Source organism: Mucilaginibacter sp. GW822-FHT03E02 (genome assembly GCF_058801545.1).
This window is the reverse complement of record NZ_JBXANJ010000001.1, coordinates 5,075,748-5,089,273: the sequence shown is the minus strand read 5'-3', so window position 1 is coordinate 5,089,273 and position 13,526 is coordinate 5,075,748. Positions and strand designations below refer to the sequence as shown.

At 47.9% G+C, this 13,526-nt stretch carries 10 protein-coding genes and 1 tRNA gene; 7 read left to right on the top strand and 4 right to left on the bottom strand.

Annotation, left to right across the window (positions count from 1 at the left end):
* Positions 1-12 precede the first annotated feature (12 nt).
* A complete protein-coding gene (locus AC1RM2_RS21150) occupies positions 13-1,584 on the top strand; it encodes a hypothetical protein (protein ID WP_492987144.1) in 1,572 nt (523 codons plus the stop codon).
* A 133-nt stretch (positions 1,585-1,717) separates the two neighbouring features.
* On the top strand, positions 1,718-1,906 hold the full coding sequence (locus AC1RM2_RS21145; protein WP_492987142.1) for a hypothetical protein: 189 nt from the start codon (positions 1,718-1,720) through the stop codon (positions 1,904-1,906).
* 334 nt (positions 1,907-2,240) lie between these two features.
* Here the strand turns inward: AC1RM2_RS21145 and obgE are convergent, their stop codons facing one another.
* The 4 genes from obgE to AC1RM2_RS21125 all read right to left on the bottom strand — a co-directional run bounded on the left by obgE (position 2,241) and on the right by AC1RM2_RS21125 (position 5,778).
* A complete protein-coding gene (obgE, locus tag AC1RM2_RS21140; protein ID WP_492987141.1) occupies positions 2,241-3,248 on the bottom strand; it encodes a GTPase ObgE in 1,008 nt (335 codons plus the stop codon).
* A 191-nt stretch (positions 3,249-3,439) separates the two neighbouring features.
* Complete coding sequence (locus AC1RM2_RS21135) at positions 3,440-4,021, bottom strand: adenylate kinase (protein WP_492987140.1); 582 nt, start codon at positions 4,019-4,021, stop codon at positions 3,440-3,442.
* Between the two features lie 96 nt (positions 4,022-4,117).
* Positions 4,118-4,191 (bottom strand) — tRNA-Arg (locus tag AC1RM2_RS21130).
* A 510-nt stretch (positions 4,192-4,701) separates the two neighbouring features.
* The gene (locus tag AC1RM2_RS21125) at positions 4,702-5,778 is read right to left on the bottom strand and encodes an IS110 family RNA-guided transposase (protein ID WP_492987139.1); all 1,077 of its coding nucleotides are present in this window, start codon (positions 5,776-5,778) and stop codon (positions 4,702-4,704) included.
* Positions 5,779-6,010: 232 nt separating this feature from the next.
* Here AC1RM2_RS21125 and AC1RM2_RS21120 point away from each other — a divergent pair, with 232 nt between their 5' ends.
* The 5 genes from AC1RM2_RS21120 to AC1RM2_RS21100 all read left to right on the top strand — a co-directional run bounded on the left by AC1RM2_RS21120 (position 6,011) and on the right by AC1RM2_RS21100 (position 13,477).
* Positions 6,011-6,346, top strand: a complete 336-nt coding sequence (locus tag AC1RM2_RS21120; protein ID WP_492987138.1) for a hypothetical protein — start codon at positions 6,011-6,013, stop codon at positions 6,344-6,346.
* Positions 6,347-7,442: 1,096 nt separating this feature from the next.
* Entirely contained in the window at positions 7,443-7,922 is a 480-nt protein-coding gene (locus tag AC1RM2_RS21115) for a hypothetical protein (RefSeq protein ID WP_492987137.1), read from the top strand.
* A 217-nt stretch (positions 7,923-8,139) separates the two neighbouring features.
* The gene (locus AC1RM2_RS21110) at positions 8,140-8,469 is read left to right on the top strand and encodes a DUF4134 domain-containing protein (RefSeq protein ID WP_492987136.1); all 330 of its coding nucleotides are present in this window, start codon (positions 8,140-8,142) and stop codon (positions 8,467-8,469) included.
* A 92-nt stretch (positions 8,470-8,561) separates the two neighbouring features.
* On the top strand, positions 8,562-8,993 hold the full coding sequence (locus tag AC1RM2_RS21105; RefSeq protein ID WP_492987135.1) for a hypothetical protein: 432 nt from the start codon (positions 8,562-8,564) through the stop codon (positions 8,991-8,993).
* 29 nt (positions 8,994-9,022) lie between these two features.
* Positions 9,023-13,477, top strand: coding sequence for a helicase-like domain-containing protein (locus AC1RM2_RS21100; RefSeq protein ID WP_492987134.1), 4,455 nt, complete (start codon positions 9,023-9,025; stop codon positions 13,475-13,477).
* Positions 13,478-13,526 lie beyond the last annotated feature (49 nt).

Here is a 13,526-nt window from a genome sequence, read left to right as displayed (position 1 = left end):
AAGACTTATATTATGACCGTAAAGCAATCACATACCCACAAAATTACATTAATAGCTTTAAGCCTGCTCACTGTCGTTTTGGGCTTAATGATATTTATAGCCCCCTCAGCCATGTTTCCAGATCCGAGCTGGGGTTTCCAGGTGATGCACAAGATGCAGGCTGGTGGAGCCTTTAACATTACAAACAAGCCAGATCCTGCCGACATTAGTAAAAACTATAGCGAATTTTTGTCATGGTGGTCGCCGGGGCAATATTTGGTTCCTTACTTTTTTAAATCGTTGTTCGGCGTTAATGATGGGCGTGCAGCAGCCCTTACTACCATGGTATGCGGATTATTGGGCATAACCGGGCTGTATACTTTCTTTAAAAAGGCCGGCTTTGCAAAGCATTTGGTTGCTATAAGTGTATTGACTATTGCTATTCAGCAAGCCTTTATCATACCCTACATATTTTATAATGGCGGCGAGGTTTTACTCTTTGGCTTCTTGGGTTGGTTTTTATACGGCTGTATCAGCTTTGATAGAGCTGACTGGAAGCTTGCCTTATTTTTGCTGCTATCCGGGTGGATAGGCTTCTTCTGCAAATCATCCTTTTTATGGATGTACGGGGCTGGCTGCTTGTACCTGTGGCTCAGCCTGTCTCAAAAGAAAACAGCATTGATTGACTGGGTTAAAAATGGTATCTGGATTGGCGCCCCGGCCGCGCTATCATTGGCTGTAGTTTATTTTCAATACATAGCTAAAGGCGCCAACCCGGCAGGCACTTCATTCGGCTTTAAATTTAGCTGGGAAGCATTAAGCTTTCCTTTGGCGTCGCCCATATTAACGGGCTTTTCATTGGATGATATGTTAAACGGCCTTATAACGCATAGTAATGCTCCTATACTTAATCCGGGGTGGTCGTTAATTGTACTGTCATTAACGGCTATATTGAGCGTATTATTAGTAATACGCATTGTTCGTGTTATTCCAGATAAACGTTATGCACTGCTATTGAGTGTTTTTTATTTGCTTTCCATATTGTTTTTTGGATATAGTTTTTTAAAACAGGCCAACATCTCCTACGAGGGAAGGCATTTGCGTATAATCGGCTTACTGATCACACCGGGCGTCGTTTATCTGGTAAGCTTAAGTAAGTTGCCCGTTAAGATTGGTTTTGGCTTAATATGCCTGTTTATTACGGCTTTAACTATCAGGTATTTTGCCCCCAGCTATTATCAAAATGCAACCAAAAATGCCAGGGGAATATCTGGTATAGCACAGCTGTTTATTGATCAGCCGTCCCTATACCAGATTATGGAACTCGACCGCAAAAATACCAATGCTATTTTTGTATTCATCAGCCCCGACCTGGGTTTGGAGATAAACCATAACCGGTATGTGATATTAGACCCCATTGGTCCCGACGTAAAAATTGAGTTTGATGACTACGTGCACTACGGACATGCCGGGCCCATCTTTATCATGTTGCCGGCAAGTTATATGGGGCCAAAATCAAACATTATCCGTAAATGTTTCCCGGGTTATAAGGGTTTTCATATGGATATGCTGAGTGACAAATATGTGCTGTATTCGGCTAAGTAAAAACCACGGCAGGAGCTCAGTTCGGCCCCTTGGGAAACGCTTACTCCCGCTGCGGCTTCGATCTCTGCGTAAAAAGGCCTGATTTATTTTCACGTTTTACAAAAAATACTTATTTTAGAATGCTTTCAATCATATGAAGATGACCATTACCTGGTGTACATTCGGCTTTCATAAATGGGTTTACAACGAGCAGGAAGATAAAAGGCATTGCATTAAATGTCTCAAAAGAATGTTTCTTGATACTGATGAGTACTCTCAGGCACTTTATGAGCATTTCTGGCGGGTCGATGAAGAAGAAAATGACGATAAGGACGCCAATTAACAGCCGGAATTGCTAAAATGACGCATGTCCAATGTGCTCCCGTCAAACCAGCCCAGTCATCGCCTGATCTTCTCGGGGCGAATTTTCAGCACTGGCTTTGTCAACCGAATCAATGCAGCTAACCGGCTGCAGGAACCCCTTTAAATGAACTATGTATTGTTATGGCAGATGTCCTTTGGGCTAATTTACCGGTTGTAACAGGCAGAGCGCAGCTAACCAAAAAAGCATTTATTAATAGCCGGACCAATACTTGAAACTGGTAAAGCAAAGTTAATCCCGGTCCTTTTATAGGTAAGCATCCGCAAATGTCAAAGGCGGTCTATGCGAAGTCCGGCTATATCGATTGTTTATTGATCTCGGCCCAAAGCAGGTCTTTTAAACCTGTCAGGTTTTTTTGAGCAACTGACGAGATGAATATAGATGGTACGCCCTCCGGCAGTTCCTGTTTCATTTCGGCCTGAAGTTCCTCGTCCAGCAGGTCCATTTTTGTTACCGCCAGTACACGCGGTTTGTGCATGAGTTCGGCGTTGTATTCCTGCAGTTCGTTCAGCAATATTTCATATTCTTCTTTGATGGTTCGCGTAGTATCGGCCGGTACCATAAACAGCAGTACCGAGTTACGCTCGATATGCCTCAGGAACCTAAAACCTAATCCCTTGCCCTGCGACGCACCCTCAATGATGCCCGGGATATCGGCCATGACAAAGGAGCGGTTATCACGGTACGATACGATACCCAGGTTGGGTACCAGGGTGGTAAAAGCATAATCGGCAATCTCGGGCTTGGCGGCAGATACTACCGAAAGCAAGGTAGATTTACCCGCATTAGGGAAACCTACCAAACCAACATCGGCCAGGATCTTTAGCTCCAGTATATTCCAGTCTTCCTTACCATCTTCGCCGGGTTGGGCAAAGCGGGGAGTTTGCTGGGTTGGGGTTTTAAAGTGCCAGTTGCCCAGGCCGCCACGGCCGCCGGGGGTCAAAATACGGGTTTCGCCATCCTGGGTTATCTCGAAGATCACCTCGCCGGTTTCGGCATTTTTAACGGTGGTGCCCAGGGGAACCTCCAAAATCTCATCTCTTCCGGTTTTGCCGCTGCGTAACGAGCTGCCGCCCGAATCGCCATCGCCGGCAATAACGTGCTTGCGGTATTTAAGGTGCAGCATGGTCCATAACTGGGCATTGCCTTTCACAATAACATGGCCGCCACGACCGCCGTCGCCACCATCGGGGCCTCCTTTTGAGGTTAATATATCACGGTGTAGATGCGCAGAGCCCGCCCCTCCGTGGCCGCTGCGGCAACAGATTTTCACATAATCAACAAAATTGGAACCTTGCGACATAATTTTTTCTTTTTTTCTTGGAGACGGAAAGTCTGAAAGTCAGTAAAGTCCGAAAGTTTAAGAGTTTTAGCCTTCCTAACTTTCGGACTTTACCGACTTCCCGTCTTCCGGACTTGTATTAAGTTCAGGAATTTGACACTCCCAACTTTCGGACTTTATCAGCTTCCCGTCTTCCGGACTTATATTTATTATTAATCTTTTAACCAGGCTTCAATAATGGCATGTACCTGGCCAAAGATCTCATCTACGGAGCCTATGCCGTTAATGCTTTTAAACTTACCCTGGTTTTTATAAAAACCAGCCACAGGTGCCGTTTTATCATTGTATTCATGGATGCGTTTGCTGATCACTTCCGGGTTGGCATCATCGGGCCTGCCTGAATCTTTACCGCGAAGTAATAAACGGCGCAATAATTCATCATCGTCAACCTCAAGGGCTATCATGCCGGTTATGGCCGAATGCTTGCTGGTTAACAGGCTATCCAGCGCTTCTGCCTGTGCAACTGTACGGGGGAAGCCATCAAAAATGAAGCCTTTACCATCTTTATTGCTGTCCAGCTTATTACTGATCATGCCAATAACAACCGCGTCAGGAACCAGTTTGCCATGATCCATTAGCTTTTTAGCCTCTAACCCAAGTGTTGTTCCTTGCGCAATTTCGCCACGTAAAAGATCGCCGGTTGATAAATGGATCAATCCATATTGTTCAATAAGCTTTTGCGACTGAGTCCCTTTCCCGGCTCCGGGAGGACCAAACAATACCAGGTTTAGCATGCTCGTTATAAATTAAAAGCCTTTCGGTACAACACAGAAAGGCTTAGGATTAAATTGTACCTGTATGGATTAAACCATTTAAAGGCATATTTTATGTGCACTCGAAGGGAGTCGAACCCCTAACCTTCTGATCCGTAGTCAGACGCTCTATCCAATTGAGCTACGAGTGCTTTTCGAAACGGAACGCAAAGATAGGATTTATATTTTTGTTGCAAAGTTTTTTTTCAAAACAACCGAAAATAAATTTAAAAGGTCTCATATTCCGTTCATTTTTTAAGAAAAGACCACAGGCAACTACATCTCTATGTAAGCCTGAAAACTTTGCGTCTGACCTGGTTCGCCTGCAGTCTTTTCAGTTGATTATTCTGATCATTGCGCCTGGGAGCCATTAAATCCCTTACCATTCCCCAAATATCTAAAAAAACAGGCAACTACATCAATCAATAGGTCTCTAAACCTGAGGCATAGATCAGTTCACCTGCTTGATATCTCCCGGCTATATTTACTGTTTTTATCCGGCTCCATTTCTAAATGATTTTAAAAACAGGCAACTACGTCGATCAATAGGTCTCTAAACCTGAGGAATCGATCAGTTCACCTGCTTTATTTCTTCCGGCTATATTTACTGTTTTTATCCGGCTCCATTTCTAAATGATTTTAAAAACAGGCAACACCGTCGATCAATTGGTCTCCAAAACCGAGGAATCGATCAGTTCAGCTGCTAAAATATTATCGCGGTGATAGTCTTTAACAAACGATCTCCCCTGCCGGACACAGGCAAATACCCGCTGGATCAGTTTATACCGGATGGCATTGATCACCACCATCCCATTTTTTCCTTCGCCTGCCGTTTTCCGTACATAATATGACTGCATTTCCTTATCATACCTTAATGACCCCATCGCGCAAATATGTAAAAGCGATTTCATTTTTTTATTGGCGACATGAGAAACCTTCGCCCTTGCTGCAAAACCACCGGATTCATTCTTAAAAGGTGCCACCCCGGCATAGCAAGCGAACTTTTTGGGGTCGGAAATATCCTTGAATTCATTGGTACAAATGATAATCTGTAGAGCGGTAACCGGGCCGATACTGGGCACTGAGCAAATAATTTCCATCAGCACTTTTAAATAACTGTCCTGCTCGATCAGCGACGCAATTTTGAGGTCGATCTGGGCCAGGTCCACAGCGATGGCCTTTAAACTATTCCCGCAGGATTGCCTGTTTTCCAGCTGGGTACCTTTTTTGATGAACTTCTGCTCTTCTTTTAACGGCACCTTTAGGGCTACTGAAACGCCTAATAGCCTGTTCCGTATAGAAAATAAATTAACGAGGCGCAACATTACCGGACGCCTGGGTACCCATAGCCGGAGTTCATCCCGATGCCTTTGCGCATACTGGGCGATCCTTATGGCATCCACCTTATCATTTTTTCCCCGGAGCACACCCAGCGAGCTTTTGATCTGCACTGGATTTGCCACTACAAATGTTGCCTTTAACTTTTGCAGCGCTTCCACTAGCGGGTTGCAGTAATAACCGGTCTGCTCCATACAAAATAAAGCATTCCGGATTCCGAAATTGTCCAGCTTCCCCAATTCCTCCATAAACACAGTTATACCTTCCTGATTATTTTCTGTCGTCCGGTGTAAAAGGAATTGCCTGTCCATCAATACAGCGAAATCAAGCTTGTTTTTGGAAACATCGACCCCGATGAAATAACTGATCTTTTTTTCGGCACTTGTTATTGATGCTTTCATTAGTTAGTTGTCAAATACTTACAAAGGCAATAATACAAAATATTTACACATTGTCAATATTTTATATCAAATTGTATCAAATAGATACATTTCGTCTATATTAACTACATTATGTCAACATTAAATACACATTGTAAAATTTACATACATAGTGTAAATATTACATACACATCGTCAATATATACGACAAAAACACATGAATTATTGACATTTAGTATTACTTTCATACACTATGTCCAATTGGGAGTCCCGCAGAACTATCGACACTGAAGCTTTTCAAACCCTAAAACTGTTTTTGGAAAGCAAATCCGTAAGGAGGCTTTATGATTTAAAGGATATCCATGCCGGGAAAATGGCTTTAGCTTTGGGAATAAATTACAGCAGGTACATAGAGAAGCTCGCTAACCCGGAAAAATTCAACACCTTTGAAATATTGAGGTTTGCTTACCTCACCGATGTGGATCCGGGCATTATCATGGGAATCATCCAAAATGAAAAGGCAGTTTTAGAGCTGGTGCAGGCCAGGGTAAAAACCGATCTGGACAAGTTGAACCCGGGAATTATTTAAATGTTGATGCCCTGGAGTTGTTCGGGTCTACCAGACAGGGATTAATCCATGACAAAAGCTGCAGAACATTATTTTTTAACGGTACAATAGCAAACAGTGAACCCTGGCCGATGCTATACCTATTCTTTAATGATAAGAATGAGCCGGATTTAGCGGTGCTAAAAGTAACTCATTGCTCTTTGCAAGTACACCTCACCACCAATAATTTAAACTTTTCAAAATTCCGGCCAAAGTATATGACCGATTGTAAAGAGACGTTAAGCCCTGTCATTTACCTGCCGGCGGGCTGGTCATCCCTCATTTCACGCGCTATCAAGCACCCCATCAGCTCACCAGCTTTACCGGCAGATGCAACAACCTCCGTCTTCATTACGCCTCGCCAGCGCAGGCGGCAAGGCCGACCCTGCGCTGAGCAAAACCGCGGCAGTTACTGTCTTGCCGGCTCAGCAAATTGCTTTGTCAGCAATCACCGGAACTGTCCGGGGTAGTCCATTCCACAGCTCGATAACATAAAATTTGAAGATTCCAGGGTACCTCCGTTTAAATTCTCTATCCCGGACATACAAACTTTAGTTCAACCGGGATTCATGAGCGGGTCCATTTCCGGGCTTTCGTTAACGGGTCACGAATCACAACAGGTTGCCGGGCTTCAAGCCACCGGCAACTTTACCCGAGTGCCTTCGCGCCTGAGCATTACGGGCTTTGTTTTTTATCATTTGATATTTTTGCCTCGAAATCTCCAAGAGCTTACAAACTATAAATCCCGGCATAGCTGTGGGTTGCCGATTCAAACGCTAATCGTCGTCTTCCTCCAATGATGGCAGCGTTGTACAGGAGGCTTCCAGAGGAGTTTTTTTAGTTTGCGACCGTTTTGTCCCCAATTTATTTTCCAGTATCCGATGTGATTTTTAAGAAAAAAACTCATAAAATTCAATCAAACAGATCATGTAATTCTTTCATTACCAGCAGACTTCAAGAGGTGCAACAAGGGTGCAGTCTAAAGTTGAAGTTTTCCTGTGTTGCTAAACCCGCTTGCTTTGTATCAACAAACGGCAGAAGACCTGCCCATTCAAGAACAACAAAAGCAATGAAAACAATGACCCATCTTCTTCACCAAATCAGCTGGCAACAGTATATAATTGGCGTACTCGCAATCGCCGCTATATACTACATTATCGTGATCCTGCGCTGCTATCGCCCCGAACTAGAAAACCTGCAGCAACGTATAATGAGCAATAAATCAACCAACGGATCAGAGGCCCCGCAATACGAGCACAGAGAAGAAGAGGACTTACCTCCGGTATCTGCCGAGATTCAAAGCGAATACCCAAATCAGGAGCAAACCATCAGCGATACTGATATACTCGCCGGAAAGCTTAAAGCCTGTATTACCGGGGCTGCCGATAAACCCTTTGCTCCGGCCATTTTGCTCCCCCAACTGAAACAGATCCTCCAGGATCATCAAAATAGTACTGCTGAGCGACCCGTGATCAGCCACCTGATTGTCAACGAATGTGAAAAGACCGGCACCGCCCTGCTCACCGAAGAAGAGGTAGATCAGTGGTGGAGCGTGTAGCAGGAGTGCCCATTCCGCCCCGGCTCCCCCGGCATAACCGGGGGGGCCACCAGGCGGAACCCCCAACAAATTTTTGCTGACCGAACGTCCCGGCGCGCCGCGCCCGGCCATAGCCAGGAGGGTAAACGGCGGCAGCAATTTTTCAGTCCCTCCGTCGGTGCGGGCGGAGCGGATATGGAAAAAGTCATACCCAAAGAATTAAATAAGATAAGTGAACATGAAAACGTGGAAAAGAAAATTCAAGGGAATCCCCCCTAAAGCGGGCGCGCTTTGCGCCTCATTAGCCATCACCGGCCTTTATGCCCTCGCCCAGGACGGCAATGCCGGCATCCAGCAGGCCAATACCCAGGTACGCGGGTATTTTGAAAGCGGCACCAATTTAATGTATGCCATCGGCGCGCTCGTCGGGCTGATCGGCGCCGTCAAGGTATATCAGAAATGGAATTCCGGCGACCAGGATACCTCCAAAGTCGCCGCCGCCTGGTTCGGTTCCTGTATCTTCCTGGTCGTGGTAGCCACGATTATCAAGTCATTCTTCGGCCTGTAAAGAGCCCGGTTAGGAAAAAAAATTCAGGTCAGGCCACCACTTTATTTTCTCCCTCACCAGCCCTAATTCATAACTCAAGAAAAACCAAGCTCATGAAAGAACTACTCATCAGCAAACTCTACAGCTACCTGCTGGACAATCACCTTGACCTGCTCATCGCGCTGCAGGAAGACCACCGCCTGACACCCTACCTGGAAACCAAGGTAGGCTCTGTCCGGGAACTCTGGGAAGGGTTGGAATCAGAATGCCGCCCGGCCTACGTAGTCGAGGCCCTGTGCCTGGAAGAACTCACCCGCGACCTGCGGCCCTCGCGCTTCAACTATATGCGCGACTTGCTGGAAACAGAATTCGATACAGCCTACCGCCGCTGGAATAAAAGCGGCATCCTCGCCTACGAGGTCATTAACCTGATCGGCGCCTGCGAGCCGATTTTCGAAATCTTCGGCTTCGGCGGGGAAAGCGAAGACAGCCGCCAGTTGAAATACGCCGTCATGGGCATGGTGGAGGAATACCTGGAACGATAAACAAGATTGAAAACGATTAGTGCGGAACCATGGCTTATAACCAGCTACAACATTTAAGGGACAATATAGCGGCGATCAAAATCGCGCTGGCGCACCGGAACGGGCAAACTACCCGGCCGGAAGACCAGGCGGCTTTGCAGGCTTATTCCGGTTTCGGCGGGTTGAAAGCGGTCTTGTACCCGGCCGGTGAAAAGCAAAGCTGGGTCGACCGCAATGCCTCGCAAAATGACCTGAAACTCTATCCATCCATGATGGAATTGCACGAAGTATTGAAAAACGGGTTGAACGAAGCGGATTATAAAACGGCCGTTCTGTCGATCCGCGACAGTATCCTCACTGCCTATTATACACCTCAGGTCGTTCCTCAAACACTTTATGCCGTTTTAAAGGAACAGGGTATCCACCCCAAACGCCCTTACGAACCCAGCAGCGGGGCGGGAATTTTCATCACCGAACTCATCAAAGCCTTCCCGGAGACCGAACAGGTCACCGCCATTGAAAAAGACCTGGTTACCGGGATGGTCTTGCAGGCCCTGGCGGCCACTTTACCGGTGCCTGTCGAAGTCCAGGTCAAAGGGTTGGAGGAAACCCCGGCCACCGAAAATGGCCTTCATGATCTCATCGTCAGCAATATCCCCTTTGGCAATTTCCAGGTCTTCGACCCGGCTTTCCCCGACAAGGACATCAGTGGTAAGGTCCATAATTACTTTTTTGCCAAGGGGCTGGACAAGCTGGCCGATGGCGGCCTCCTCACCTTTATCACCACGGATGCTTTTTTAAACAGTCCTTCAAACAAAGAGGCCAGGCGTTATTTATTTAACCGCGCAGATTTTATCAGTGTAAGCGTCATGCCCGATAACTTGATGAAGGACACCGGCAATACCGAAGCGCCGAGCCATTTGATCCTTGTGCAAAAGAACAGCGGCAAAACCGACCTGAGCCCCGATGAAGCCCTGCTGCTGGAAACAATGCTACAGGTTAATGAATTTGGCCATTACCACGTCAATGAGTTTATCGTGAGCGAACGCGAGCGGATCACCGCAGCCGACACTACTAAAGTCGGGAAGAACCAATACGGCCTGGCCCACGAAGTCTACTGGCAACAGGGCGATATCAAGGCCATCGAAGTTAAAATCAGGGAGAACATCAGCGACGGTCTACAATCTTTCTTCGATAGGCAGGCCTTTTATCGGGCGCAGCAATTCGCAAGCGAAGAAGAAAGTATAGCGCAGAAACCCAGCCTGAACTATCTGCTTATGCCGGAAAGATCGGCTGTGCAGGTCAGTGTACAATTAGGCTTGTTCGATAGTGCCCCTGCCGAAAACGGCAACAGGGCGATGGACTACATTAGTGTGGATGACGAACATACAGTCCTAAAGAATACTGCCCGGCACATTGGAACGATCCGGACGAAGGACAGGCCTGAACACGAGAACGTCGTCCTCATTACCGCCCGCCATGCCAACCAGAAACACTACCTATACAAACTGTATGTCAATGTTGAAAACGTATCCGTTGCCAATGGCTGGATCAATGGCAACCAGTTGAGCCAGGAACTGACCAGGCTGGTGCCCGAACTGCAGGCATTCAATCATGACTTCTACTTCGAGGGCGACCAAAGCCTGAAGGAGTATTTTAATTTCGGGGAGAATGCTGAAATCTATTACCGGGCGCTGAATGCATTCCACCGGGAAGACAGCCTGGTCAGCCTGAACGGTCAAACCGGTACGATCCACCAGATCAATGAAAGCCGGACACAGGCGATTTTCCAGCCGCTGGCAGACCAGAAGGATGCCTTATTTTATGAGCGCTACACCCGCGTCAGGGACACTTACCTGGCGCTGTTCGAAACCGAGGCTGCGGCGCAAAGTGAATATCCGGCGTTCCGCCGCGAGCTGAACGAAGCTTATGTAAAATTCACCAGCCATTATGGTCAACTCAACCGCCCGGCTAACCGCCGGCTGATCCTGGCCGACGAACAGGAAGGGTTTAAGTTATTATCTTCCATCGAGGTCAAGGACGGCAATAACTTCAAACCTGCTGATATTCTGAGCGGCCCTGTCTTCAGCAACCGGGAGGAATTTAAAACCGATGACCCTTCGAATGCCCTTGCCCGCTGCCTGAATGAAAAAGGCGCCGTCGACCTGGGTTTTATCGGTGCGGCCACCGGGCTGTCGGCTGAGGAAACCATCATCAGCCTGCGCAGCCACATCTGCCTGAACCCGCAAAACCGGCAATGGGAAACGGTTGATCAGTACCTATCCGGGAATGTAGTGCAGAAACTGGCAACCGCGCAGCGGATAGCCGCCCAAAACCCGGGCAACCGGAACCTGCAGTATAGCCTGCAGGAGATCAGCCGGGTGCAACCGGTACAGATCCCCTTTGAACTGCTGGATTTTAACCTCGGTGAACGCTGGTTCCCGCTGGCTTATTACGAGCGCTTTGCGACGGACTTCTTCGAGCTGCCGGTCACCATTGCCTACATGCATTCGGGGGACAGCTTTAAAGTAGCCACTAAGGGCAGCAACCTGAAGATCAGCCGGGAATTTGCGATCACGCCCAAGGAAAGCAACCGGAGAACCTATGGCTATACGTTGCTGGAACATGCACTGGAAAACACCAGCCCCTATTTCAGCTACGAAGTGAACCTGGGCCACGGACATACCAAACGCTACCCGGACAATGAGGCCATCCAGCTGGCCCACCAGAAGATCGAGCAGATCCGCAACGGCTTTACTAACTGGCTATCCGATCTCCCAATAGAAGAAAAGAAAACCATAGAAAAACTGTATAACGATACGTTCAATTGTTACCGCCTGCGCGAATACGACGGCAGCCACCTGAGCTTCCCCGGCCTGAATAAACAGGCATTGGGCATTGAAGACCTATACAGCTCGCAAAAGAATGCCGCCTGGCGCATTATGCAAAACCGCGGTGCGCTGATCGATCACGAAGTCGGCCTGGGCAAAACCCTGACTATGATCGTAGCCGCGCAGGAAATGAAACGGCTGGGCATTGTCCATAAACCGATGATCCTGGCGTTGAAGGCAAACGTAAACCAGATCGCGGAAACCTACCGAAAAGCCTATCCCGCTGCGCGTGTACTCGCGCCATGTGAAAATGACTTTACGCCGGATAAACGTTTACGGCTTTTCCACGAGATCAAGAACAACAACTGGGATTGTATCATCCTGACGCACGACCAATTCGGCAAGATCCCGCAATCGGCGGAGATCCAGCAACGGATATTTCAAACCGAACTGGACAACACCGAGCGCGACCTCGATACCCTGCAAATGGAGGGCGGGGATATTTCCCGCCGGGTGCTCAAGGGGCTTGAGGTACGTAAAAAGAACCTGACTGTTAAGCTCAAAACCCTGCAGCAGGAGATCACCGGCAAAAAGGACAAGGGCATCGATTTTGCGGCCATGGAGATCGACCATCTGTTCGTGGACGAATCCCATAAATTCAAGAACCTGACCTTTACCACCCGCCATGACCGCGTGGCCGGGCTGGGCAATACCGAAGGCAGCCAGAAGGCATTGAATATGCTGTTCGCGGTGCGCACACTCCAGGAGAAATTCGACAGCGACCTTTGTGTCACCTTTCTGAGCGGTACGCCGATCTCCAACAGCCTGACGGAGATGTATTTGATCTTCAAATATCTCCGGCCAAAGGAGATGGCGCGCCAAAGCATCGAAAACTTCGACGGCTGGGCGGCGGTATTCGCCAAGAAAACTACCGACTTCGAGTTTTCGGTCACCAACGAGATTATTGCCAAGGAACGTTTTCGTCATTTTATCAAGGTACCGGAACTGGCGCTATTCTACAACGAGATCACCGATTACAAGACCGCCCGGCATATCGCGCTGGACAAACCCGCGCTGGACGAAAAGTTAGTGAATATCCCGCCGACACCGGAACAGGCGGAATTTATCAAACGCCTGATGCAATTCGCCAAGAACGGCGACGCTACCCTGATCGGGCGTCCACCCCTGACCGAGGACGAGGACAAGGGCCGGATGCTGATCGCCACTAATTACGCCAAGAAGATGGCGGCGGATATGCGGCTGATCGATCCCTACAAATACGAAGATCACCCGGACTTTAAGGTGAATGTCTGCGCGCGCAAACTGGCGGAATTGTACCAGGGCAGCCAGGCGCAGCGTGGAACCCAAATCGTCTTCTGTGATATCGGCACGCCCAAACCGGACAGCTTTAATATTTATGGTGCGCTGAAAGACAAACTGGTACGGGATATGGGTATCCCCGCTGCGCAGATCACTTTTATCCACGACTGGACGGATAAGCAAAAGCCGGAACTCTTTAAAAAAATGAACCGGGGCGAGATCCGTATCCTGATCGGCAGTACGGAGAAAGCCGGCACTGGCCTGAATGTACAGGAGCGGGTGATCGCGATGCATCACCTCGATATTCCCTGGAAACCCAGCGAGCTGGAACGTGCGCCCGTAAAGGCTGCATAATAAATCTACCTATGGCAAGGTAGTAGACGTGTGTTTATAAGTCTATCGT